31 protein-coding genes are annotated in these 24370 nt (G+C 52.7%); 16 read left to right on the forward strand and 15 right to left on the reverse strand.

Annotated elements, in window-relative coordinates:
* Positions 1–65 precede the first annotated feature (65 nt).
* Both blaPSZ and NQH49_RS21055 read left to right on the forward strand, forming a co-directional pair.
* Positions 66–1199 (forward strand): PSZ family class C beta-lactamase, encoded by a 1134-nt coding sequence (blaPSZ, locus tag NQH49_RS21050; RefSeq protein ID WP_256699136.1) that lies wholly within the window; start codon positions 66–68, stop codon positions 1197–1199.
* A gap of 71 nt (positions 1200–1270) precedes the next feature.
* Complete coding sequence (locus NQH49_RS21055; RefSeq protein WP_008106109.1) at positions 1271–1411, forward strand: hypothetical protein; 141 nt, start codon at positions 1271–1273, stop codon at positions 1409–1411.
* Between the two features lie 183 nt (positions 1412–1594).
* On the opposite strand, the gene NQH49_RS21060 is transcribed toward NQH49_RS21055, so the two are convergent.
* Positions 1595–1795, reverse strand: coding sequence for a hypothetical protein (locus tag NQH49_RS21060; RefSeq protein ID WP_256698692.1), 201 nt, complete (start codon positions 1793–1795; stop codon positions 1595–1597).
* 104 nt (positions 1796–1899) lie between these two features.
* Entirely contained in the window at positions 1900–2847 is a 948-nt protein-coding gene (locus tag NQH49_RS21065) for a MurR/RpiR family transcriptional regulator (RefSeq protein WP_256698693.1), read from the reverse strand.
* Between the two features lie 288 nt (positions 2848–3135).
* Between NQH49_RS21065 and NQH49_RS21070 the strand changes: the two genes are divergently transcribed.
* The 9 genes from NQH49_RS21070 to NQH49_RS21110 all read left to right on the forward strand — a co-directional run bounded on the left by NQH49_RS21070 (position 3136) and on the right by NQH49_RS21110 (position 9269).
* Entirely contained in the window at positions 3136–3444 is a 309-nt protein-coding gene (locus NQH49_RS21070; protein ID WP_061719412.1) for a PTS sugar transporter subunit IIB, read from the forward strand.
* A gap of 58 nt (positions 3445–3502) precedes the next feature.
* On the forward strand, positions 3503–3844 hold the full coding sequence (locus NQH49_RS21075) for a PTS lactose/cellobiose transporter subunit IIA (protein WP_256698694.1): 342 nt from the start codon (positions 3503–3505) through the stop codon (positions 3842–3844).
* Positions 3837–5150: a 6-phospho-beta-glucosidase gene (locus NQH49_RS21080; RefSeq protein ID WP_256698695.1), complete on the forward strand. Its 1314-nt coding sequence runs from the start codon at positions 3837–3839 to the stop codon at positions 5148–5150. The genes NQH49_RS21075 and NQH49_RS21080 overlap by 8 nt, the downstream gene beginning before the upstream one ends.
* 31 nt (positions 5151–5181) lie before the next feature.
* Positions 5182–6531: a PTS cellobiose transporter subunit IIC gene (celB, locus tag NQH49_RS21085; protein WP_179453037.1), complete on the forward strand. Its 1350-nt coding sequence runs from the start codon at positions 5182–5184 to the stop codon at positions 6529–6531.
* A gap of 443 nt (positions 6532–6974) precedes the next feature.
* Positions 6975–7235 (forward strand): biofilm/acid-resistance regulator YmgB/AriR, encoded by a 261-nt coding sequence (locus NQH49_RS21090; RefSeq protein ID WP_256698696.1) that lies wholly within the window; start codon positions 6975–6977, stop codon positions 7233–7235.
* Between the two features lie 160 nt (positions 7236–7395).
* Complete coding sequence (locus tag NQH49_RS21095) at positions 7396–7728, forward strand: hypothetical protein (protein WP_256698697.1); 333 nt, start codon at positions 7396–7398, stop codon at positions 7726–7728.
* A gap of 132 nt (positions 7729–7860) precedes the next feature.
* Positions 7861–8193: a hypothetical protein gene (locus tag NQH49_RS21100; protein ID WP_256698698.1), complete on the forward strand. Its 333-nt coding sequence runs from the start codon at positions 7861–7863 to the stop codon at positions 8191–8193.
* A 244-nt stretch (positions 8194–8437) separates the two neighbouring features.
* The gene (locus NQH49_RS21105) at positions 8438–8902 is read left to right on the forward strand and encodes a nucleoside deaminase (protein ID WP_256698699.1); all 465 of its coding nucleotides are present in this window, start codon (positions 8438–8440) and stop codon (positions 8900–8902) included.
* A 226-nt stretch (positions 8903–9128) separates the two neighbouring features.
* Positions 9129–9269, forward strand: a complete 141-nt coding sequence (locus NQH49_RS21110; RefSeq protein WP_256698700.1) for a hypothetical protein — start codon at positions 9129–9131, stop codon at positions 9267–9269.
* 60 nt (positions 9270–9329) lie between these two features.
* Here NQH49_RS21110 and NQH49_RS21115 read toward each other — a convergent pair whose 3' ends face one another.
* On the reverse strand, positions 9330–9551 hold the full coding sequence (locus NQH49_RS21115; protein WP_008106155.1) for a hypothetical protein: 222 nt from the start codon (positions 9549–9551) through the stop codon (positions 9330–9332).
* 111 nt (positions 9552–9662) lie between these two features.
* On the opposite strand from NQH49_RS21115, the gene NQH49_RS21120 reads away from it, so the two are divergent.
* Complete coding sequence (locus tag NQH49_RS21120; RefSeq protein ID WP_256698701.1) at positions 9663–10238, forward strand: nucleotidyltransferase family protein; 576 nt, start codon at positions 9663–9665, stop codon at positions 10236–10238.
* On the opposite strand, the gene NQH49_RS21125 is transcribed toward NQH49_RS21120, so the two are convergent.
* The 5 genes from NQH49_RS21125 to NQH49_RS21145 form a co-directional block, all read right to left on the reverse strand.
* Complete coding sequence (locus NQH49_RS21125; RefSeq protein ID WP_256698702.1) at positions 10225–11148, reverse strand: XdhC family protein; 924 nt, start codon at positions 11146–11148, stop codon at positions 10225–10227. The genes NQH49_RS21120 and NQH49_RS21125 overlap by 14 nt on opposite strands.
* A gap of 17 nt (positions 11149–11165) precedes the next feature.
* Positions 11166–13364, reverse strand: coding sequence for an aldehyde oxidoreductase molybdenum-binding subunit PaoC (paoC, locus tag NQH49_RS21130; protein ID WP_256698703.1), 2199 nt, complete (start codon positions 13362–13364; stop codon positions 11166–11168).
* A 3-nt stretch (positions 13365–13367) separates the two neighbouring features.
* Positions 13368–14318, reverse strand: coding sequence for an FAD binding domain-containing protein (locus NQH49_RS21135; protein ID WP_256698704.1), 951 nt, complete (start codon positions 14316–14318; stop codon positions 13368–13370).
* A complete protein-coding gene (paoA, locus tag NQH49_RS21140; RefSeq protein ID WP_256698705.1) occupies positions 14315–14863 on the reverse strand; it encodes an aldehyde dehydrogenase iron-sulfur subunit PaoA in 549 nt (182 codons plus the stop codon). Before paoA ends, NQH49_RS21135 begins: the two co-directional genes overlap by 4 nt.
* Before the next feature lie 273 nt (positions 14864–15136).
* Positions 15137–16042 (reverse strand): LysR family transcriptional regulator, encoded by a 906-nt coding sequence (locus NQH49_RS21145; protein WP_256698706.1) that lies wholly within the window; start codon positions 16040–16042, stop codon positions 15137–15139.
* A 128-nt stretch (positions 16043–16170) separates the two neighbouring features.
* Here NQH49_RS21145 and NQH49_RS21150 point away from each other — a divergent pair, with 128 nt between their 5' ends.
* Entirely contained in the window at positions 16171–16434 is a 264-nt protein-coding gene (locus tag NQH49_RS21150) for a DUF2798 domain-containing protein (RefSeq protein WP_256698707.1), read from the forward strand.
* Positions 16435–16462: 28 nt separating this feature from the next.
* Here the strand turns inward: NQH49_RS21150 and NQH49_RS21155 are convergent, their stop codons facing one another.
* Positions 16463–17368 (reverse strand): LysR family transcriptional regulator, encoded by a 906-nt coding sequence (locus NQH49_RS21155; protein WP_256698708.1) that lies wholly within the window; start codon positions 17366–17368, stop codon positions 16463–16465.
* 125 nt (positions 17369–17493) lie between these two features.
* Between NQH49_RS21155 and NQH49_RS21160 the strand changes: the two genes are divergently transcribed.
* The 3 genes from NQH49_RS21160 to NQH49_RS21170 are packed head-to-tail and all read left to right on the forward strand — an operon-like array spanning position 17494 to position 19747.
* A complete protein-coding gene (locus tag NQH49_RS21160; protein WP_256698709.1) occupies positions 17494–18873 on the forward strand; it encodes an MFS transporter in 1380 nt (459 codons plus the stop codon).
* Complete coding sequence (locus tag NQH49_RS21165) at positions 18870–19265, forward strand: DUF4440 domain-containing protein (protein WP_256698710.1); 396 nt, start codon at positions 18870–18872, stop codon at positions 19263–19265. Before NQH49_RS21160 ends, NQH49_RS21165 begins: the two co-directional genes overlap by 4 nt.
* Before the next feature lie 38 nt (positions 19266–19303).
* The gene (locus tag NQH49_RS21170; protein WP_256698711.1) at positions 19304–19747 is read left to right on the forward strand and encodes an NUDIX hydrolase; all 444 of its coding nucleotides are present in this window, start codon (positions 19304–19306) and stop codon (positions 19745–19747) included.
* A gap of 142 nt (positions 19748–19889) precedes the next feature.
* On the opposite strand, the gene NQH49_RS21175 is transcribed toward NQH49_RS21170, so the two are convergent.
* The 6 genes from NQH49_RS21175 to NQH49_RS21200 all read right to left on the reverse strand — a co-directional run bounded on the left by NQH49_RS21175 (position 19890) and on the right by NQH49_RS21200 (position 24358).
* Positions 19890–20333, reverse strand: coding sequence for a VOC family protein (locus NQH49_RS21175; protein WP_008106184.1), 444 nt, complete (start codon positions 20331–20333; stop codon positions 19890–19892).
* Between the two features lie 70 nt (positions 20334–20403).
* Complete coding sequence (locus tag NQH49_RS21180; RefSeq protein WP_256698712.1) at positions 20404–20907, reverse strand: GNAT family N-acetyltransferase; 504 nt, start codon at positions 20905–20907, stop codon at positions 20404–20406.
* Positions 20907–21605, reverse strand: a complete 699-nt coding sequence (locus NQH49_RS21185; RefSeq protein ID WP_256699138.1) for a GntR family transcriptional regulator — start codon at positions 21603–21605, stop codon at positions 20907–20909. Before NQH49_RS21185 ends, NQH49_RS21180 begins: the two co-directional genes overlap by 1 nt.
* 46 nt (positions 21606–21651) lie before the next feature.
* Entirely contained in the window at positions 21652–22383 is a 732-nt protein-coding gene (locus tag NQH49_RS21190; RefSeq protein ID WP_256698713.1) for an amidohydrolase family protein, read from the reverse strand.
* Positions 22384–22422: 39 nt separating this feature from the next.
* Positions 22423–22875: an amidohydrolase family protein gene (locus NQH49_RS21195; RefSeq protein WP_256698714.1), complete on the reverse strand. Its 453-nt coding sequence runs from the start codon at positions 22873–22875 to the stop codon at positions 22423–22425.
* Positions 22838–24358 carry a chlorohydrolase family protein gene (locus NQH49_RS21200; protein WP_256698715.1) on the reverse strand — a complete coding sequence of 507 codons (1521 nt, stop codon included), beginning with the start codon at positions 24356–24358 and terminating at the stop codon, positions 22838–22840. Before NQH49_RS21200 ends, NQH49_RS21195 begins: the two co-directional genes overlap by 38 nt.
* Between the last annotated feature and the right edge of the window lie 12 nt (positions 24359–24370).

A 24370-nucleotide genomic window follows, 5' to 3' on the forward strand; every position in this document is an offset into this window, starting at 1 on the left:
TGCTGCCTGTCAAAGTGGGCAAACTGCCCGCGGAACAACAACCCGGAAGGTTAATAACAGTGAAATTGATTTCTCAAACTTTGATAGCAACAGCACTGACATCGGCGTGCTCAATGGCGTTCGCTGCGACGCCTGATGTGGACGCCATCGTTGATCAGGCCATCAAACCGCTGATGCAGCAGCAAGCCATTCCCGGCATGGCGGTGGCGGTGGTGGTTAAAGGCCAGCCGCACTATTTCACCTGGGGTATGGCGGATGAAAAACAGCAGCGTCCGGTCACGCAAGATACGCTGTTTGAACTGGGTTCGGTGAGTAAAACCTTCACCGGCGTGTTGAGTAGCGTCGCGGTGAACAAAGGCGAGATCGCACTGAGCGATCGCGCCAGCCAATACTGGCCAGCGCTGAATACGCCGCAGTGGCGTGACATCACGCTGCTGCAATTGGCGACGTACACCGCCGGCGGCTTGCCGTTGCAGGTTCCTGATGTCGTGACCGATGAAAAGGCGCTGGCGAACTTCTATCAACAATGGCAACCGCAATGGGCGCCGGGCAACACGCGTCAGTATGCGAACAGCAGCATCGGCTTGTTTGGCTGGCTGGCGACGAAACCCAGCGGGCTGACATTTGAGCAAGCAATGCAGCAACGCGTGTTTACGCCGCTGCAGCTTAAGCACACCTTTATCACCGTGCCCGACAGCGCGAAGAACGCATACGCATGGGGTTACCGCGAAGGCAAGCCGGTGCGCGTGTCGCCGGGCATGTTGGATGCCGAAGCCTATGGCGTGAAGTCGTCAATTAAAGATATGGCGCGCTGGATGCAGGCCAACATGGATCCGCAGCAGGTAAAAGACCAAACGCTGCAGCAGGCGCTAGATTTCGCGCAAACGCGTTTCTATCGTACCGATGCGTTATATCAGGGGTTGGGGTGGGAAATGCTGAATTGGCCCGCTCAGGCAGAGATGGCAGTGAGGGGCGCAGATAACAAGGTCGCGCTCGGTCCGCAGCCGGTACGGGATGCGAAAGCACATCCGCTTGTGAAAGCGTCGTGGGTGCATAAAACCGGCGCAACGGGCGGATTCGGGGCTTATGTCGCCTTTATTCCAGAGAAGCAGGTCGGCATTGTGATCCTGGCGAACAAAAATTATCCCAATACCGAGCGGGTTAAAGCGGCGATGCAGATCCTGAAAGCGTTGCAGTAAGCGGGTGGGGCGAACTTTTCGCCCCATTTAGATCAACTACACTTAATGGGTGATTAACCAAGGAGCTGCAAATGAGCCATCACCCAAAAGATAAACGTGACGTGAATGATGAAAAACATCCCGCTAAGGACAATCCCAGTGAACACGGTGAGATTCCCAGAACGCGCGATGACAGCGAAGATGACAAAAAAGATCCGTTTAACGACGAATAATCAACATCACCAGTAACGGCAGGGCGGCAAACAGTATTAATACGGTTGACGCGCCTGCCTGCGCATAGAGTTGTCCGAACAGTAGCGATCCAATGACCTGGCCCGTCGCCAATATGAGAACAGCATGCCTAAGCCGATGGCGGGGGCATTCTGCGCCCCACACCAGCAATACGCCCGAGAGCGTCACGTACGCGGCGCCACCCAATGCCACGGCGGGAAATAGCCAAACTGAGTAGTGATGGCTGAACGCCAGAAGCAGCAAGGGAACGGCGAGGCAGCACTGCCACGCAGTAAGCGGCAAAGCTGCAGAGCGGCGTTTTTACCGGCTTCGCACGCCTGCGAAGCACCAATAATTAACGCTGAAGTGAGAACACCTTCAAACATCAGCCAAATGGCATCGGCTAACGCCAGATGATGCTTGCCGAGCGCCTGTTGAACAGCCCGCGGATCGTTTTACTTTTGCAAATTTCAGGATGCTGTAGTTTTACTTAAGGAATAGTTATTGCTGACTCCAACCGATCCAGCGCAAACAAAATGCCGTAACGCCGTGCGTTTTTTGCCTCTGGCAGCGGCAGCCAGATATCGGCCTGATTCGCCAGGTCTAAGGTCTGCGCACAGAGCGCGATCACCGGCGTTTTTTGAATATGGGCATGGTGTACCGTGCTGAGCACGTGGCTGTTAACCGCGTCAGGCGCGAGAATCAGCAACAGATCATCCGGCTGTAAACGACTCAGCGTCATGCTCAGCAGGTTGTCATCCTGAATCCATGCGATGGGCAATCCAGCGCCTTGCAGGCGTTGATGGACTTCCGCAGACAGCGCAGTTTGTAGGCCCGACGCGCCAATCAGCAGTACGCTTCTGGCCTTACGTAACATCTCTGCGGCACGTTGCCAGATTGCGGTTTCCGCTTGCGCGTATTGCTGGGTTAGCGCTTGAATAATCGCCTCTATAGGCGCAATCGCGTTACGGGTTCGCACCTGTGGCGCACGCGCCAGCCGCATGCGCAAATCGCGGATATCTTCGCAACCCAGTGAACGGGCAAAGCGGGTGATGGTGGCGGCGCTGACTTCGGCACGTCCGGCAAGTTGTTCGATGGTGGCGGATGCGGCAAAAGCGGTATCGCTGAGAATCGCTTCGGCCACACGTTTCTCCTGCTGGCTCAGCGACGATTGACGCTGACGGATGACATCAATAAATTCGACATCCTTCTGCTGACCGGCTTTACGCACCTGATGTAGAAAATCATCGAGATCCTGACAGCCCGCCGACGTGGCAAAGCGTCGCAGCACATCCGGACTCACGCCAGCCTGCGTGGCGAGACTTTCCATGGTGGTCTGCTCAGTCGCACCCAATTTAGCCAGAAAAAAACGCGCCAGCATCGATTCCTGCGCATCTGCGCGCTCCGATTGCTGCCGTAATTGCCAGACAATATCCATCAGCTCATCACATCCTCATTAGCGAGCGTCCATCATGCATGAAATAATTTTTCATGTTGAGTTTTTTTTCATCGGAATACCGTTTTTCATCGCCGATTGTCAGGGTTGTTACTGTTAAATTACGGTTAAGATCACACTCGTGAAAAATATTTTCATGATGTATTTTGTTATATGTCTATGATTTATATTAGTAAATTATCAAACCATCAGAAAATCATCTGCCCGCAGCCACTTTACAGCTTCTCTGAGACGGGTCTTAAATGGCCGGGACAAATCACAGGAGAAGAAATTATGCGCATCGTACTTTGCTGTGCTGCAGGCATGTCCACCAGCATGCTGGTGAGCAAAATGCAGCACGCTGCTTTAGGTCGCGGTCTGGAGATCGATATCAAAGCTGTGCCGGTGGCGGAATTCGAACGTATTCTGCCGGATGCCGATGTCGTTCTGCTCGGCCCGCAGGTGCAGTTCGAAGCTGCCCGTCTTACCGCCATTGCCGCGCCGCAGGGCAAATCTGTCGCCGTCATCGACATGATGGATTACGGCATGATGCGTGGCGAACAGGTGCTTGATAAAGCGCTGGCGTTACACACCGCCTAACTGTCCGTTTTAACCCATCTAACCGACATTACACGGCTTGTGCTGTGGGGGATTTTGCATGTCTGAAATCGTGGCTATCGAGTTTGAAGAGGGAATTATGCTGCTGCTGGTGCAAGCCGGCGCAGCGCGCAGCGCGGCAATCAGCGCGCTGCGGCTGGCACGAGAAGGGCGCTTCAGCGAGGCGCAACAGCAGTTGGCGGCGGCGAGTGAAAGCATTAGTGCGGCGCACCAGCAGCAAACCGCGCTGATTGGTCTGGACGAAGGCAGCGGCAAGTTGCCCGTCACGCTGATTCTGGTCCATGCCCAGGATCATCTGATGAACGCCATGCTGATTCAGGATCTGGCAGGCGAAATCATTGAACTTTACCGCCGCACTGCGGCAGGAGGCACGAATGCTTAAGATGGCCATTATTGGTGGTGGCAGCAGCTATTCTCCGGAGTTGGTAGAAGGGATCATCAATCGTTATGCGCAGCTGCCGGTGACGGAACTGGCGCTGGTGGATGTCGAGCAGGGGCGTGAAAAGGTACATGTCATCGCCGATCTCACTCGCCGTATGCTGCAGCAAAATGGGCTGGAGCAGGTGAAAGTCAGCGTGCATTTTGAACTCGATGAAGCGATTCGCGGCGCCCGATTTGTGCTGACGCAGCTGCGTGTGGGTCAACTCGCAGCGCGTGCCGCAGACGAGCGCCTCGGGCTGAAATATGGACGACTCGGCCAGGAAACCACCGGCGTGGGCGGTTTTGCCAAAGCGCTGCGCACCATTCCGGTGATGCTTAAAGTGGCGCGCAAAGTGGAAGAGCTGGCGCCGGATGCCTTCATCATCAACTTCACCAATCCGGCGGGGATGGTGACGGAAGCGGTGTCGCGCTACAGCAAGGCGAAAATTATCGGCCTGTGTAATGTGCCGGTGAATATGCACCACATGATTGCCGGTATGCTCGACGCGTCCTGGGATGAGGTGCAACTGCGCTTCGCCGGGCTCAATCATCTGGTATGGGTGCATCAGGTGACCTGTCGCGGCGAAGATGTCACTTCACAGGTGATTGAACAACTGTGCGATGGCCAATCGCTCACCATGAATAACATCAAAGATATGCCATGGTCGCCGCAGTTCCTGCGCGCGCTCAAGGCGATTCCGTGCCCGTATCATCGCTATTACTGGCAAACGCCGCAGATGCTGGCTGAAGAGCAGGAGAAAGCGCAAAACGGTCACGAAGGCACGCGCGCGGAGCAGGTAATGAAAGTGGAAGCCGAGCTGTTCGAGCTGTACGCCGATCCGCATCTGGCGCACAAACCTGAACAACTGAGTTTTCGTGGCGGCGCGTATTACTCCGAAGTGGCGGTTGAGCTGATCAGCGCGATTCATAACGACAGTGGCAACAATCTGGTGGTGAACTGCCGCAACAACGGCGCGATTCATGGTCTGCCGGATGATGCGGTGGTGGAAGTGAACTGCCTGGTAGATGCGCAAGGCGCGCATCCGCTGGTATTTGGCGAGTTGCCGCCGCTGATGAATGGCCTGACGCAGCAGATCAAAGCGTTTGAACGTTTGACCATCGAAGCCGCCGTGCACGGCGATCGTCAGCAAGCGCTGCTGGCGCTGCTCGGCAATCCGTTAGTCGGTGATGTCGCAACCGCCGAAGCGTTGCTGGAAGAAGTGCTGACCCTTAATAAGCCGTGGCTACCGCAGTTCGCCACGCCATAATCCGTTGCGCCACCGAGCCAGAGGAACACTTATGTCTAATCGTACTTTTATAGACCGTTATGTCTTGCCCGTCGCACTGAAAATCGCCGGTCAGAAGCATGTGCTCTCCGTGCGTGACGGCATCATTCTCAACATGCCTTTTATGCTGATTGGCAGCTTCTTCCTGATCTTCGCCTATCTGCCGATTCCAGCGTGGGGCCATTTGATGGCGGATCTGTTTGGCGACACGTGGCGCAACAAACTGCTTTATCCGGTGCGCGCCACCTACGACATCATGGCACTGATCTCCAGCTTCGGTATTGCCTACCGTTTGGCGGAGAAGTATCGCACGCTCGATCCGCTCACCAGCGGCGCGATGGCGTTAGTGGCATTTGTGATGACCATTCCTCAGCAGACGCTGTTTGCCCCGGTGGAAGGCGCGCCGACGCAGTTGGTCACCGGCGTGTTGCCGATTTCGCTGATTGGCAGCCAGGGCTTGTTCGTGGCTATCGTCATTGCACTGCTTTCCACTGAGATTTATCGCTTTGTGCATAACCGTAATCTGGTGATCAAGATGCCAGAAGGCGTGCCGCCAGCGGTGGCGAAATCCTTCCTCGCGCTGGTGCCGGGTTTCTGTGTGCTGGCAGTGGTGTTGATGCTTCGTCTGGCGGTGGAAGCCTCACCGTTCGGCGATATCAATAACCTGATTGCGACTGTGATTGGTCTGCCGATGCATCACGTCGGTGGCACGCTCCCCGGCATGATTTTCTCAGTGCTGCTGATTGGCATTCTCTGGACGCTTGGGCTGCACGGCGATGCAATAGTGCTGGTGTTTATTCAGCCGGTTTGGCTATCGAATATGAGTGAAAACCTTGAGGCGTTCCAGCATAACCAACCGATCCCGCACATATTTACCCAGCAGTTTTACGATTTATGGATTGCGCCGGGCGGCACCGGCGCGCTGCTGGGATTGGTGATCTTTATGCTGATCCGCTCACGCAGTCGTCAGATGAAGCAGCTCGGTAAAATTGCCGCTCCAGCGGCGCTGTTCAACATCAGCGAACCATTGGTGTTCGGCATCCCGCTGGTGATGAACCCGTATTTGTTTCTGCCTTTCATCCTGACGCCGGTGGTGTTGGTGATTGTGTCATGGGCGGCGATGAGCACCGGTTTAGTGGCACCGCCAGCGGGCATTGCGCTGCCATTTACCACACCAATTTTCGTTAGCGGTTATCTGGCAACCGGCGGGCACATTTCTGGCACCGTATTGCAGGTGGTCAATCTGACGATTTCTCTGGTGATTTACTATCCGTTCTTCCGCGTCTGGGATCGACTGAAGTTCCGCGAGGAAGAAGCGAGCCTGCAGCAAGCGAAAGTGGTAAGCGAAGCGGTAACGCCTTGAATTAATAGGCAGAAGCGCATGAATGTGTGCTTCTGCCTCTCAGAAAGTGGTTGCCCGAAATGCAAATTAATCACGGGAAAGGACTAATTTACAATTCTCTTTGAGGTCTAACTATCACGCAACTGACTGTTATTGCTGATTTTATTTCAAATGATTAAATTTAAAACGTTTTTCCTAAAAGAAAATTCTGTACTCTTATTACACCTTTGTATATTTTTGTCGGCAAGCAGTGATGAGACAACTATCCCACTGAAATTTACGCATTCAATCATTAACCTCAGCAGGCTCTCTTGATAGATTTTTTTTCCAAAATTAATAACAACCTCTTTTTATCAAACTCAATCAGTTTAGTTAGATCACTATTGGTCTTTCTTTTCAGAACATTCCATTAATCTTAACACCACTAAATAAAATGCTGGCACTAATGTCGCCAGGGGAAATGCATGCAAAAAATGAATATCAGTACCGATTTTATCGCCTATTTTAATTGCGGTTCTGCACAGCTAAAATCTGAAGCCGAAATATTGGGTTCAGTCATTACGGCGATCATAAAAGACAAAAAAACTGTTACTAATAAAAGCATTATCGCCTATCTGCTGGCAGAACTTGAGAGCACCAATGATGTGATTTTCCAGGATTGCTTGCGTAATACCCTGCAAATCGTGCTCGGAAAGACGCCAGACGATGATGGATTTTCAGGCTAAGATATTCTCCCATTAATAGGATTATCAGTATTAAACTGGTTTTCAATTTCAAAAGTTCAGGAATTATCTGACAGTATTAAACCTTGATAAAAGCGTTATAATGACTGGACCGACCAGAATAATCTGGCATATAGATTAATCCATCAACAAGTGATATTTTATGAATTACAGCAATTTTTCTGCAAAAGTGAGTTTCTGGCCAAATATGCATTTCACCGCAATAGAAATTCAGCAGTGCGGCGATCTCTATGAGATATATGCCACGGATATTTCCCGTCTCGCTAAAAGTAAGCTTTTCGTGGGGCGTACCCATGATCAACATCTGGCAGATTCCTACGCCAAACAGTTCGAAGAATGGCTGCCAAAAGTAAACCGTGAAATGAAGCTGCGAGAAATTACGCCTTTAGCCAGAAACACAGCTTCCTCGCGGATAAACCACCAAACAGAACTTGAAATTCTGCCGGGCTATTTGCACAACCAACGTGGGATGTAAAAATCTGCGAGCCATTACAGGCTGATTAATGGTCTCCTACCATGAATGGCTTTTGCTTGTCAGCATGACACAGGTTTCCCAACGATAAATTCGCACAATGGAAAGCTTCTCTTTCCAGTGCGAGGAATGGTTGTGGACAACATTAAAATCGGACTTTTTAGTATCGGACTTGAAACCTACTGGCCACAGTTTGCTGGGCTCAAGGAGCAACTTGAGCACTATCTTACTGTGGTATCCCGGCAGCTACGAACTTACAACGCTGAGACTGTGGATGCCGGCCTGATCGATAACAGTGAGAAAACCGAGCAGGCGACGCAATTGTTCTCTAAGGAGAATGTTGACGTTGTGGTGTTATACATCACCACCTATGCGCTCAGTTCTACCGTGCTTCCTCTGGTGCAAAGCCTTAACAAGCCGGTTCTGATTTTGGCGTTGCAGCCGGAAATGTCGGTGCCTTGTCAGTAAATCAATCTACTCACCAAGCGCGAAGACCGCACCGGCCAATGGCTGGCGCACTGAAATATCCAGGCAGCCCGAATTACGTAAGGATATCCAGCAACGCCGTCCTCTGAAATAAAATCTTACTCACTCAACGGTTAAATCGTATACGTTCAACCAGACCATTACTTTCGCATTCTAAAAAACTGAACCAGGCTAAATAATCCATCGTTATTAATGGGCCAGTTTATTGGATATAAGTGAGGAAGGAATGGATTTTGTACAACGCACCATCGAGTTAGCCATGAAAAATGTTGAAGAGGGCGGTCGCCCGTTTGCAACGGTCATTGTCCGTGATGGCAAGGTGATCGCTGAAAGCGCGAACCGCGTAGCTCAGACCAACGATCCCACCGCTCATGCTGAAATTCTGGCCATTCGCGAAGCCTGCCGCGAAACAGGCAGCGAAAATCTCACCGACTGCGACATTTATATTCTCGCCAGCCCATGTCCAATGTGCTTAGGCGCGCTTTATTATTGCAGTCCAAAGCAAGTTATTTACATCACTAAACGCGAGGAGTATTCAACCTATTATCGCGACGACCGCAAATACTTTGAACTTGACACTTTCTACGACGAATACAGTAAACCGATTGAACAACGTCGTTTGCCGATGAAATATGATCCACGACCTCAGGCATTAGATGTGTATAAACGTTGGCAAATATTAAATAAGTAATAAAGGATATTCACGCGCAGCCCGTGCTGCGCGTTGCCCCGGTAATGAACGCTGCTCAAACCGCTCTACCGGCATATACATGCGCCTTCTCTACTCGTCGATGCTGATTTCAGCACTCAAGAGTACAAATGCAAAAACGTAAATCAGGAAGTTAGGAACGGGCGGTCTGGAAGTCTCAATCCTGGAGTTTGGTTGCATAGGACTAAAATTTGGATATGGCGCAGCATTGGATTTCGATGAAAATATTGGCGGCGCGGCGTTAACGCTTAGTGCGGCGGATATTACAGAGATTGAAACATTACTGGCAAAAATGCCGGTGATCGGCCACCGCTACTTAGCGCAGATGCAGGAAACCATCAATCGCTGATCGCCAAAGCGGTTGTAATGCGTGAGTTGAGCTGCCTGCTGGCGCAGGCAGCTCAGGTTATTACTTAGATTGCTGCTGTTTACTATCTTCTTCTTTCTGCTTTTTATTCGCCATATGATGACCAACGGCACAACCGGCGGCCGCGCCAGCCACGCCGTGATGCGCCATGTGGCCCGCAACACCGCCGACTACCGCACCTTTAATACAGCCCTTGGCTTCAACCTGAGAAGTGACCGACAGCAACACGCCCGCAGTCAATACAATCAGAGAAAATTTACGCATTGGTTTACTTCCTTATTCATTATCGACATGCTGATTGTAGTTATCCTCGGTGAACTTAACGTATTAAACTGTAAGCAAAAATATCTTTATGCCATAAAGGTTTTAACAAAAATGATCACATCATCAGCAGGCATTCTTATCCTCGCGGCAGGTCAAGGTTCGCGCTATATCGCCAGCGGCGGCAGCGGTAATAAATTGCTTGCCAGCATGGGCGATGAGGCGAAGTCGGTGATTGAAACCGTCATCGAACAGGCGAAGCTGAGCGAGTTGCCGGTAGCGCTGGTGACGCGTCCAGATTATCTGGCGGTGCGAGAACATGCTGAACGCGCGGGCGTGCAGCTTGTGCTGTGTGAAAGCGGCGGCAGCGGTGAATCGATTGCGGCGGGCGTAGCGATGACCGATCGCTGGAATGGATGGATCATTACGCTGGGAGATATGCCGTGGCTAACGGCGGCGCATCATCGGCGAGTCAATCAGGCGCTGGAGCAGGGCGCGGCGCAGGTTCGTTTTACTTACAAAGGAAAACCCGGCCATCCGGTCGGGTTTGATCGGCGCTACGCTGAAGCGTTACGCCATTTGCACGGCGATGAGGGCGCCAGAGCGCTGCTGGATGCGCGCTTACTGGTCACCCTTGAAGCGGATGCCGATGTGCACCGTGATATTGATGTGTTAGCTAAACCACGTTGAGCCGGGCCGCCGCGACATCGGCAACAATTGATAATGCCAGCGTGTGAGCATCTCTCGCCTGCGCAAAGATGCCAATCGGCGCTTTGATGCGGGCAATCTCATCTTCACTAAATCCCAGCGACAGCAGTTTCTCAACGCGCGTTGCATGCGTGCGTAGGCTGCCTAATGCACCGATATAGAATGGCGCAGAACGCAGCGCCGCCAGCAGCACCTGCAGTTCACGATCCAGATCGTGATACAGCAAAATCACCGCCGTGAAGGGATCGATACTATGCGCCTGCACATCCTCGCCGGAGAGCACCTCGTAACCGGCGGCATGCGCAATCGATGCGGTCGCTAGCGCCTCGACTGAACGTCCATATACCGTGACACGCGTTTTTGGCAGATAGCGGGTGATAAAGGCATCATCCTGCCAGCCGGATATCTCAGCGTAATCCACGCTAGCCAGCCGCTGAAACTTCGGCAAATAGCACAGCGCAGCGGGTTGCCGCTTTGCCAGCAGATCCAGCACGTTTCTCAACGGCTGCGCATCTCGTAGCCGATGGAAAGCCAGCGTGATCCCACCACCACAGGGCAGCACAATATCCAGATAAGCCGATCCTTCGCCATAGCGTACAACGCGATCTTTTCCGCTGGCGATAACCTGCAAGGCTTCGTAAGCCGCCGCCGCTTCTACGCAGCCGCCGGAAACATAGCCGCAATAGCGGCCATCTTCCCTCACCACCATTTGCGCACCCAAGGCGCGCGCCGCGCCGCCGCGGATTTCAACCAGCGTGATCAACACGACGGCGAAATCCGCCTCCATTGCTTCTAATGCAAAGCGCAGAATGGTTTCGCTGTCATCGGTCTGCAAAGCCTGCTGCGGCTTAATCTGCGGTTGCAGATCGTCATCAATCAGTAGCTGCTGCACTGCGCTTCTCCTCAGCGTTAGACAAGGGCGGGCAAGCCTTTAAGTAACTTATCCAGCGTGACCGGATAATCACGCACGCGCACCCCGGTGGCGTTGTAAATGGCATTGGCGATTGCCGCGCTGACGCCGCACAAGCCGAGTTCACCGACGCCTTTGGCTTTCATCGGTGATGAGATGGGATCGGTGTCATCAAGGAAAATCACCTCCTGCTGCGGGATATCGGCGTGAACCGGCACTTCGTAGCCCGCCATATCGTGGTTGACGAAATACCCGAGGCGGTCATCGACGAACAGTTCCTCCATCAGCGCGCCGCCAAGGCCCATCGTCATAGCGCCAATCACCTGACTGCGCGCGGTTTTGGGATTGAGAATGCGTCCGGCGGCACAAACTGCCAGCATGCGCCGCACACGCACTTCGCCTGTGGCGACATCCACGCCGACTTCGATGAAGTGTCCGGCGAAAGTGGATTGCTGATATTGCTCGTCAAGATCGCCAAACTCGATGGTATCTTCCACGGTGATGATGGCTTCGGCGGCGGCCTGGGCGAGCGTCGCGCTCTGGTTGCCGTCATGCACCTGACCCTCGCTGAAGGTGGCGCGTTGCGCGTCAAAGCCCAGTTTGCTGGCGACCGCTTCACGCAATTTCACGCAGGCGGCGTAAACGCCGGAGGTTGAGGTGTTCGCGCCCCATTGGCCGCCGGAACCGGCAGAAACCGGGAAGTCAGAATCGCCTAAGCGAACCACCACGCGCTCAATCGGCACGCCCATCATCTCCGCCGCGGTTTGTGCGAGGATGGTGTAGCTGCCGGTGCCGATGTCGGTCATGTCGGTTTCAACGGTGATGATGCCTTTACCGTCCAGATGCACGCGCGCACCGGAAGACGTCACCATGTTGTTACGAAAGCCCGCTGCAACGCCCATGCCGACCAACCAGCGCCCATCCTTAACCATCGCCGGTTTAGCGTTGCGACCTGACCAGCCAAACCGCTCGGCGCCGGTGTTCAAACACTCAACCAACTGACGGCGGGAGAAAGGGCGCTCGGGTTTAGCCGGATCGACCTGCGTATCATTGAGAATGCGGAAAGCGATGGGATCGATCCCGACTTTTTCCGCCATTTCATCGATGGCAATCTCCAGCGCCATCAATCCCGGCGCTTCGCCCGGTGCGCGCATGGCGTTACCTTCAGGTAGATCCAGCGTGGCCAGTCGTAATCCGGTAAAGCGGTTAGCACCGGCGTAAAGCAGTTCCGTCTGCTGCACGGCAGTTTCCGGTGTGCCATCCGGCAAATTACCGGACCAGCTTTCATGCGCGATGGCCTGAATCTTACCGGATTGATCGGTGCCGATGCGGATGTGCTGAATGGTGGCCGGTCGATGCGTGGTGTTATTGGCGATGAGTGGCCGAGGCAGCATCACTTTGACCGGACGCTGAACGGCGCGCGCGCCCAACGCAGCTAACACCGCATCGCTGCGCAGGAACAGCTTGCCGCCAAAGCCGCCGCCGATATAAGGCGACACGATGCGGATCTTTTCCATCGGCATGTTGAGCGTGGCGGCCAGATCGGTGCGGCACCAGTCGATCATCTGATTCGAGGTCCAGACGGTGAGTTTGTCACCTTGCCATGTTGCCATCGAGGCGTGCGGTTCCATCGCGGTATGACTCTGGTCCGGCGTGGTGTAGTGCGCATCCAACTTGACGCCAGACGCAGCAAACGCAGCGGCGAAATCACCCACGGCCTTGTCAGGCGTGTCTTCGGGAGAGGAAGTGACCTCCGGCTTTTGCTGCGCGAGATTATAAACACCGTGCTCTCGCTGATAATCCACCTTGACTAAACTCGCCGCGGCACGCGCCTGCTCAAACGTCTCGGCAATCACCAATGCGACCGCCTGATGATAGTGTTCGATGGTATCTTCAGCCAACAAACGGGCCGTATTTTTATCGCCTTTACCCAGTTTTCCTGCGTTGTTAGCTGTCACCACCGTTAAGACGCCCGGCGCATTTTGCGCGGCTTGCACATCAATGGCGGTGATTTTCCCTTTGGCGATCGGCGCGCCGACCACATAGCCGTACGCCGCATCGGGCGCTTCGTTATGCCATTCGTAAGCGTAATGCGCCTGGCCGGAGGTTTTCAGCGGTCCGTCGATACGATTAAGTGGTTGACCGACCACTTTGAGCTGATCAATCGGATTATTGCCTGCGGGTTTTTCGAATTTCATCAGTTATCCCCTCGCTTCTGCCAATACGGAAGCGAGCGTGCGCTGCGCCAGAATGATTTTGAACTCGTTTTCAGCGGTGGGTTGTGCCGTGGCAAATAGCCGATCGCTCACCGCCTTAGCGCCCTGAATCACCGCGTTATCCGCCTCTTCCAGCCGCCACGGCTGATGTGCCACGCCACCGAGCGCCACGCGACCGGAGTTATCCGGCTGAATGATGGCGGCGACCGAGACCAGCGCAAAAGCGTAGGACGCGCGATCGCGCACCTTACGGTAAATGTGTGTGCCGCCCAGCGGTGCCGGCAGTGAAACCGCAACAATCAGCTCGCCAGGATTGAGCACGGTTTCCAGATGCGGCGTGTTGCCAGGCGCGCGATAGAATTCAGCAATCGGGATGTTGCGCTCACTGCCATCCGGGCTGACCGTTTCTACCACCGCATCCAGCAAACGCATCGCCACTGCCATATCGCTCGGGTGGGTGGCGATACAGTCTTGACTGGTACCGACCACCGCATGCTGGCGACTAAAGCCGTCCAGCGCCGCGCAGCCGCTGCCGGGCAAACGCTTGTTGCACGGTTGGTTGGTATCATAGAAGTAGGGACAACGCGTACGCTGCAACAAATTTCCTGCGGTGGTTGCCTGATTGCGTAACTGGCCGGAAGCGCCAGCCACTAACGCGCGCGACAGCACGCCATAATCACGACGAACGCGCGCATCGGCCGCCAGATCGGTGTTACGCACCAACGCGCCGATGCGTAATCCGCCATCCGCCATGGCTTCAATTTTGTCCAGCTCAAGGCCATTCACATCAATAAGATGTGCGGGTGTTTCAATCTCCAGCTTCATCAGGTCGAGCAAATTGGTGCCGCCCGCGATGAATTTGGCATTGGTGTGTTGCTGTGCGCTGGTAGCGGCTTCGGCCGGGGTTTTTACCCGCTGATAGGTGAAGGCTTTCATGATTCCAGGCCCTCCGCGTACTCTTCTATCGCCGCAAGAATGTTGGAATAGGCCCCGCAACGACAGATATTGCCACTCATACGCTCGCGGATTTCATCCGCGGTGAGTTGCGGTGCGGAGACTAAATCGTGGGTGACGTGGCTGGGAATGCCCGCTTTGATCTCTTCCAGCACCGCCATCGAGGAACAGATTTGCCCCGGCGTGCAGTAGCCGCACTGGTAACCATCATGCTTAATGAATGCCGCCTGCAAGGGATGCAGCTCGTCAGGATTTCCTAAGCCTTCAATGGTGGTGATTTCCGCATCCTGCTGCATCACGGCGAGCGTCAGGCACGAATTGATGCGACGACCGTTGACCATTACCGTACAGGCGCCGCATTGACCGTGATCGCAGCCTTTTTTGGTGCCGGTCAGATGCAGGTGCTCACGCAACGCGTCCAGCAGAGTGGTGCGGGTATCCACATCTAATTGCTGCTGTATGCCGTTGACTTTGAAGCTGATTGGCAACATTGCAGGCGCGGGTGTTGTTAAGTGTTGGCTGCTCATGCCAAACCTCCAGTAAAAGGGTGAAATGTTGAGGTACAACTTATTTTTGTATGGTTTTAGAAGGGTAAGCATAGTCGGCATCTGCAAAAGCACTATCGGCAATCACTGAATGGGTTTATGAGCGAGAGTAATAAAAGCTGGTAGGGGCGGTTAAATGGGAGTGAAAAGCCTATGACAAAATGGGGTCACGATGACATCGATATAAATCCAACATAGTGTGTTTTATTGGCCTCAAGTGGCTTTTACACCCAATATGTTGGATTTAAGTTTGTCTTAGACGAGCTGTTGTTCCAAAAAGGCGATGAACGCTCTTACCTTGGAATTTAGCGCCGAACGCTCGTTAACACAGGCATAAATATTCATTGGCAAAGCCGCAACATCGCTTTTATCTCCTTGATCTGAGTGGAACAAAGCTATGAGTTGGCCCCGCTCAATCAACGGTTGAGCGATAAAACTCGCCAGCCGGGCAATGCCACCGCCGTTTTCGGCGATTTTCGCAATGATATCAATATCGTCACTGATGAACTCTGGATTGAGCTTTGCGTTCACCGGCTGGCCGTTGACCATAAACGTCCACGGAAGAAAGCGTCCATCGGTTGGATAGCGGAAAACTAAACATGCGTGCTGGCTCAGCTCTTCAGGCATTTTAGGAATGCCCGCGCGCGCCAGATAAGCGGGTGCTGCGCAGAAGATAAAGGGTAATGAGGCAATTTTGCGGGCGATGAGTTGATCGTTTAGTTGCGCCTCAATACGAATACTGACGTCGACGCCTTCTAAACGGTGATCGACATTGCGGTCGGTACTGATCAGTTCGATATCAATATCGGGGTAAGTTTGTTTAAAAGCGGGCATCAGCGGGGCAAGAACGTGTCTGCCAAAAGCGGCCGTAGTGGCGATGCAAAGTGAGCCCTGCGGTTTGGTTTCAATCGCCGCAGCCTGCGAGGCAAGGTCAATGTCCTGGGGAATATGTCGGACTTTTTCAAAGTAGCGTTTACCGCTCTCGGTTAACGTCATACTGCGGGTGGTGCGTGATAACAATCGCACGCCTAAATGTGTCTCCAGACGCGCAACGCTCTGGCTGACCGCCGCTGGACTCATTCCTTTCGCGCGCGCGGCGGCGGCAATGCTGCCGTTTTCCACTACGCGGATAAACGTGTTAATCAATCCCAGTAAGTCCATACATCCCTCAATATGCGATTCGTTGCTTTTACTTAATAATGATTAAAGCAGCAGTGTTCTACCCGCATCATGATTCGCTTGATAGGTTACCGGCTGTTTTGCTTAAACTGACTAAACAGGATAGCGTTATGACAGCAGCCATTGAGAAAAATACCGCACGCAGACGCCTGCCAAAACATGTTTCACCTTATATCTTTGCGCTTTACATGGCGACCATCATGGCGTTTCTGATGAGCCTGGTCATCACCTTCGCCGAGTTTGGTATCGGCCCGCATTATATGGAAAATGTGATGAATGCATATCAAGTTGCGATGCCAGCAGCTTTCGTTTGCATACTCGTGGTACGCCCGATTGTGGTCCGGTTAGTCGGGTTGACGGTGCATGGTCATTGAAGGGTTTGCAACTCGCTCGTGTCAGTTCTCATTGAGCGCATACAACTCTGTTTTGCAAAAAGTCGATGAACGCTCGTACTTTTTCAGGTACATGGCGAGTGTTGGGGTAGAGCGCATAAATTCCCTGGCGGGGAAAATGATGATCTGGCAGTAGTTGGATTAACTTCCCCAGGCGCAACTCTTCCTTTACAAGCCACGCAGGTAAGAGGGCAATGCCAGCCCCTCCTAGAGCAAAAGCCAGGAGTGATGCCGCATTGTCGGCCATGATTGTGGCGGGACTATGCACGTTGAAAATCACGCTTTCACATGATGGTGTTGTAACTTGCCAGCTCAATGGTGCTGACAGACGGCTATGTGCAATCCATCTCGCATCAGCAAGTTGCTCCAGAGTGGTAATGGGATGGTCTTTCACAGTGTTGAGATAGTCTGGGGAAGCTACGGGATAAATATCGAAGCGATCGATGAGCCGTGCATGGTGACTTGAATCGGCAAGTTGGCCAAGCCGGATTGCCACATCAAAACGTCCAGAAATAAGGTCGTCATTCTTTGATGATGAAACGTGTTGAATACGCAGTTGTGGATGTCTGGATGAAAATTCTGCCAGAGCCGGCACAACCACTCGCGATCCATACTCGGGTGTAGTGGTAATGCGTAATAATCCAATCAATCCGGTATGATCGCGTCGTACTTCATCAAGGACGCGTTCAGCATCCTGCAGAAGTTGCCGGCAACGCTGATAAAACCTTTCTCCACTGTCCGTAGCAGACACACGTCGCGTGCTACGAGTCAGCAATGAGACACCCAGCTCACCTTCAAGCTGTTTAATATTGAAGCTGACTACCGCTTTAGTCAGCCCCAGCGTATCGGATGCTTTAGTGAAACTACCGGCTTCTACCACTGCAACAAACATCTCAAGACGCTGCAGATTAATCATCAGTTACTCCCATTAAAGAATCCGACTGTCAAAATATCTTTGACAGTGTAACAACCGAATGCGCATTTATCATGGTAACTAATGTTCCTATAGTTCACGCATTATGCTGTTTTGATGAGAAAAAGATGACTTATCGTGTGCGTGTGGGCTGTGTATATTTGCTAGGATTTTTTATCGACCTGGTAAACATGTTTATTGCCAATGTTGCTTATCCTGAAATTGCTCGTGAGTTTGACTCGCCGGTGAATCAACTGGCGTGGATAAGTAACAGCTATATTCTGGCGCTTACGCTGGTAATACCGCTTAGCAATTACCTGGCTAAACGTTTTGGCACTAAGCGCCTGTTTATGGTTTCCCTGATGATTTTCATTATTGGGAGTTGTGGTGTGGGGTCGTCTTCATCGCTAGTACAGTTGATTACCTGGCGAGGGATACAGGGAATGGGCGGTGGCATGTTGATTCCTCTGGGGCAAACAATGACCTATGCGTTGTTTAAAAGTCATGAACGCGCACGATTATCTTCTGCTGTGATGTTAGTAGCGTTACTTGCGCCAGCACTCTCGCCAGTTATCGGAGGGATATTGGTTGAAAGCCTCAGCTGGCGCTGGGTATTTTTTGCAAGTGTACCGCTGTCAGTTATCGCCCTTGCATTAGCCGCATGCTGGCTTAAATCAGACCAACGTCGCGAAAATCATGAGAGCCTGGATGTAGGAGGTTTGATCGGCGGTTGTACAGGATTGACCCTGATACTTTTTGGACTGACGTATCTGGGTGACTCTCAGCATTTCCAGCAAGGTGGTCTACTGCTACTGTTGGGCTCATTCATCATGGCCGGATACGTATGGAATGCCATGCATAAAACGCATCCTCTCCTAAACTTGCGCCTGGTAAAAGATCCTCTCTTACAGACCGCGATGCTGATTTACCAGTTCATACCAGGTTTATTCATGGGAGTGAGTATGATCGCTATGCTCTACCTGCAAAACCAGCTTGGCATGCATGCCTCATTAGTCGGAGCCATGATGCTACCATGGTCACTAGCATCGTTTGCGGCGATCACGTTGACCGGCAAAAAATTCAATACATTTGGGCCAAGCCCGTTATTTATTTCGGGTTGTCTGATTCAGGCGACAGGCATTGGGCTACTGGCCATGTCAGGTCATGATGCTGATGTTGTGATATGTATATCGGCCTTCACACTGATGGGATTCGGTGGGAGCTTATGCAGTAGCACGGCACAAAGTTCTGCTTTCATTCAAATAGCAGAGAATGAACTTGCTGATGCCAGCGCCATTTGGAATATCAATCGTCAGCTCAGCTTCTGTCTGGGCGTTACCCTCATCAGTCTGTTATTTAACGTTATAGCCGACACCGGGGTTCCAACATACCAAGCCTATCATCTGTGTTTTGCCATAGCGGCATGCAGCGCCGTTATACCCATAGCATGTTGTTTCCGCATAGCTAATCAGGACATTATATTTACTTTAAAACAGGAGCAAAAATGAATCGTTATTTCAAGGAAGTAATGGATGCGCATGAACTCATCCGCAATTGGCTGGGAAATTCAGCAGCGGATGATGAGGTTTGCGAGAAATTACTCGCTCGCTTTAGTCCAGCGTATTCGATGATGACGACGGGGGGTGTATTACTCAACTTCAACCAATTGAATAGTTTCTTTCGCACTCAGCGTGGCGCACGACCGGGCCTTAATATTGAAATCACTGATTTGCAGATTGTTGCTGAGAGTGAAGGGGGGGCAATCGTAACCTATAAAGAACGGCAGAAAATTTGCGAGCTGGCGGCCACACTTCGTTTTTCGACAGTTGTGTTTGAACTAAATCAGGATGGATCGGTGATCTGGCGACATCTACATGAAACATCGATGCATCTCGATTAAGCTTTGTTTTGTATTTAAAATGATCAAGGAGTTATCCAGTGCGTACCCGTGATTCGGCCCGTTTGCTTATTATCAATTCTCTCAATCAGGTTTTATTGTTCAGGTTCAGGCATGAAAATGATGCGCTGGCCGGTAAAGCATACTGGGCCACCCCCGGTGGAGGCGTGAAATCAGGAGAGACTTTTGAGCAGGCAGCCATCAGGGAGCTTAGAGAAGAAACAGGTATCTATGTTGATGATGTGGGGCAGCCGTTAACGGAGAGAACTTTTGAAATGACTCTACCCAGCGGTGAGGTGGTTCTGGCAAATGAGCGATTTTATTTAATTAAAGTCGCTGATGAAGAAATCAGTACCAGCGGATGGACTGAAAATGAAAAAACAGTCATTGATGATTATCACTGGTGGGATCTAAATGAACTGCGGAATAATGACGATGTGGTTTACCCCTCAAATATTCCCGATATCTGCTTAATGCGGGGTTAACTAGCTATCAGGTGACATTATCAAATTGGATTCTCAATTAGGTGCGCATAATCATGATTATGTTAAATGAAGTATCTGAACGCGCACTAAAACCTCACCTAATCCCGATATCAACCGTCACCCTTTCGAGTGACGCTTCTGATCAAACATCCGCATTAAGGCGGCTGGTAATAATCTCAAGGCCAATCTGCTGGCCGTATGAAAGCTCAAGCGTGTTGCCATCTGGATCGGCGAAAAATGCCCAATAGCCTACTGGCGCGGATGATTGCTGCGCGGGTCGGCGTAACACGCCTTCGCGTTCTGCCAAAATAACTTTGGCATCAATCTCTTCTTTGCTGTCGCACGCAACGCCAATGTGACCAAACGGCCCTAAAGGAGTATCCACCGTGGTTTGAGATTGCACCAGCACCAGCGCAAACGGACGCGTCAAATCAGAAAGCCATGCGACTTTTTGCGCTTCTGCAATGCCGGGTTCACGCTCATGGATCACCTGCATCCCTGCGTAACGTTGATAAAAGTCGATGCTGCGTTCTAAATCTCTGACTTGCAGCGCTATGTGGCTAAAACCAATATCGTGCTGTTCCATATTCCATTCCTGTGAAATCACCGAAACAGGAATATGTCATAAATTGTTGCTGGCACTTGTTCATGAATGCCTAAATATGCAGCTCATACACCACGCAAGGCACATCGTAGTGTTGCTCAATCGCTTTGTAGGTCATGCCCAGCCGCTGCATCACCTTTTGCGATGCGGCATTTTCAGGATCGGCCACCGCGACCAGATAGTTAACCCCGACATGTTCGACCGCAAACTTAACCATCGCCTGCGCGGCTTCTGTGGCAAAACCTTTACCGTGATAATTAGCATTAAGACGCCAGCCTATTTCCAACGGCGCGCCATCCTGATTGGCTAAATGCTGCAGGCAGCACGCACCAACGATTTCGCCAGACGCTTTTTCCCGCATCGCCCACCAGGAAAAACCATATTGCTGCCAGCGCGATTGAACGCGTTCAATACTCGCCAGGGTTTCTTCTGGCGTTTTAACCACGCCATTACTGATATAACGCATAATTTCCGGGTCGTTTTCCATCGCCCGCAGTCCGTCAAAATGCGCGAGTTCAAAGGGTTCCAGCCGCAGTCGGGTTGTTTCTAATTCCATTATTCCTCCGCTTTATGAAGAGCCTGCACCAGCGTCATGGCATACGGTGACGCTTCAGAAATATCCAGCTGCTGCTCCAGCTCAATAAGATGATCGCGCATCAGTTGCTGCGCTTTAGCGGTATTGCCGGCAATCAGTTCATCAATGATGTGCTGATGCTCGTCGCACTGACAAACCGGCATCTCATTGCGCTGATACAGCATCACAATTAACGAACTTAACACCATCAAATTATTGAGAATATCTTCCAGCACTTTGTTGTCGGCAATTTTGCCTAACAGCAGATGAAACGCGCCAAGCTGATACACCACCCGCTGTCGTTCCTGGCTGTGAATCGCTTCATGTTCTTCTTTTTGCTGCTGCTGCAATTGCACGGCAAACGCCGCCATTTTTTGCGGTGTAATGCAGGCAATTATGGCCGATTCAATGGCATGGCGAGCGGTGAAGATCTCACGCGCGGTGGTGGCTGATGGCTGCGCAACAATGGCGCCGACATTAGGTTCGATGGTGACGATGTGTTGCAACGCCATGCGCTGCAGCGCCGCCTGCACATGGTTGCGATTGGCTTTCAGCGCATCGACAATCTGCGCCTCAATTAAGCGCGTGCCGGGGCGCAGCTTGTGCTGGGCATTCGCCATTGTCAGCGACTCATAAATGCGAGCGATCTCTTTTTGTCTGGGGGTTTGCTTCGCGCCCATACTCAATCCTGTATCGGTCATAATAGTCCACCGAAATATACATCATTTATGCGCGGTAAACCTGCTGGCCACGGAAGTAACTGGCTGAAATTGCTGGCTGACGCGCCACCACTTCGGCGGAACAACTGGCGTCAACCAGGATAAAATCAGCCGCGTCGCCAGCCAGCGGCCAGATGCGTGCGCCCTGCTCATCCAGCGGCAAAATATCGCCGGTGGCAATCGCCAAAGCTCGATTGAGTGAAAATTCGCTGCCGCGTCCGTAAAGCTGCGCCCACAAATTGGCTTTCTCCAGCATGCTGCCGGTGCCGAAGGGTGACCAGTGATCGATGACGCTGTCGGTGCCGGTCATCAGCTTGACGCCGCATTGTTTCAGCAGCGGAAGCGGCATCACATTTTTGCCCAGCGGCAAACCAGACGCCAGGCTAACGCCCAGCGCGGCCATGCGTTCACCCAGCGCCTTCACCTCAACATCACTGATTTGCGCCAGACAGTAAGCGTGGCTGAGTGTCACTCGTCCTTGTAGTTCAGGCGCGTGTTCCAGCGCGTTTAGCAGATGATCAATGCAGGCAATGCCGGTGTTGGCGGCTTCATGCAGATGAATATCCACGCCAGTGCCGCTCTCATGCGCCAGACTCAGCATGGTGTCGAGTGAACGTGCCATATCGCCATCAACCTTGGAAGGATCGAGTCCGCCGGTCCACTGGCAGCCGAGCGCCAGCGCCTCGCGCATTAGTGAAGTCACGCCAGAACGCAATAAACCGTGTTGCGGAAACGCCACGATTTCGCACGCTATCTGCCCGTCAAACGCGTCTAACGCCTACAACAGATGTTCAAGGCTGCGCAGCCCGCTGACCGGATCGATATTGCAGTGGCTACGCATAACCGTGGTGCCTTTACTCATCAGCAAGGCGATCAACTGCTGCGCATGTTCGACCGAATCGGCAAGCAGCGTCGGCAACAGCTGCTGTTCCAGCGCGATCATCTGGAAAATATCCTGCTCGTTATTCGGTTTCGCCGCTCGCCATGCGCGGCCGTAGAAGGTTTTATCGAGATGGATATGCATATCGCGCAACGCTGGCAGCATCAGCATGCCGCCAGCATCACGCGGTGGCAGCGCGTTTTGCACCTCGCTCTGCCCGTGAATCGCCACCATCCGCCCGTGTTTGATTTCTATCGTGAAGAGATCGCATTGGGTGCCCTGAATATGGCCGTTAATTTCGTTAAACCCGGTTTCAAGCCTGACGTTGGTGAGCAAGTAGTGATAAGTCATGGTTTACGCCTCTGTTCCCGCGAGGAAATGAGGAGGACATGATCTCCTCAACCGGCGGATGCCCAACGGTTCGTTCCGGATAAGTTGAGATAATGTGCGAAAACACCTGTTGCGATGCGGCGTGTAAGGCTGCTGCGCTCTGCCCGCTGTTGACCAGTTCGCGATCCCACACCACTTTGCGTCCAGCCACAATCACGCCAGTGACATCGCGGCCATTGCCATTCAAAACCAGCGTGGTAATTGGATCGAACACTTGTCCCAGCGCGGGTTGATCAAGATTGACCATCATCATATCGGCCTGACAGCCGGGCGCGAGTCGGCCAAGATCATCGCGTCCTAACGCTTGCGCGCCACCCAGGGTTGCCATGCGGTAATAATCGGCGGCGCTGGCCGCTGAGATATCGCCGGTGACCACGCGCGTCAGCACCACGCCCATCTGCATATTGGTGAACATATCGGCGGGAAACGTATCGGTGCCAAGCGCCAGATTAACGCCAGCCGCTTTAAGCGCCGGATAATGTTCAAGATATTTGCCGTGGCGACCAGATACCAGCGGACAAGCCACCACCGAGGCACCTGACTGCGCCAGCCGCGCGATGTCCTCTGCTACACGCGCGGCGTCGGCGTTCAATCCACCGAGAAGCTGGCCGTGTGGCAACAGCATGTGGCGGTTGAGCAAACCGTTGTCAGCCAGTACTTGCAGCGAACTGCGCCCCTGATAGCGACGGGCGATTTCCCGCACTTCCAGCTCGCTCTGACAACAATGCAGCCGCGTTGGACAGGCGAGTGATGTGACAATGTCACCTAAATCTTTAAGCCAAACGGCATCGCCGCCCTCGATCCTGTCAGGAGCCAGCATGCCGCTTAAGGTTGAAACGCCGCGCTGCTGTAGACGTTGATAAAACTTCACCGCATCGTCCAGCCCCTTCTTCGCGCGATCGCGATTGCCAATCCATGAGAACTCTCCCTGCTCATCACTGGCGTAGTAACCCGCCATAAAAGCCGGGCCGAGCCACGCGCGCGCGCCTAATGATTCGGCCACATCTGCGGCATACAGATATTCATCAACGTCCTCGGCCCATTCACGGTAGAGAATCGAGGTGATGGGCGCAAAGCTGGTGATGCCGTTGAGCAGCAAATGGCTGTAGGCATAATGCTTGGCGAAGTTAAGCTGCTCGCGGCTGTAAAGATCGCGGCGCTGCCAGTCGGCGGCGACGATGCGCCCTTTTTTCCAGCCGGGCTGGTTGTCGAAGGCCAGCACGGTGGTATCGAGGTCGCCGAGTGCATCAAGGTCAATAAATCCCGGCCCCACCAGACAATTCCCGGCGTTAATCTCTTCATCCACCTCGCCAGGATAATCAAAACCCACAAACAGAATGCGTTCGCCCTGCCACACCACTTCGCCATCCGCCAGCAGGCAGTGATCGCCATCGCGATAGCCCACCACCCACGCGGCGCGCAGTCGGGTTACTTTTTCGCTCATCAGAACAGGCAC

The organism is Pantoea trifolii, assembly GCF_024506435.1.
Lineage (GTDB): Bacteria > Pseudomonadota > Gammaproteobacteria > Enterobacterales > Enterobacteriaceae > Pantoea > Pantoea trifolii.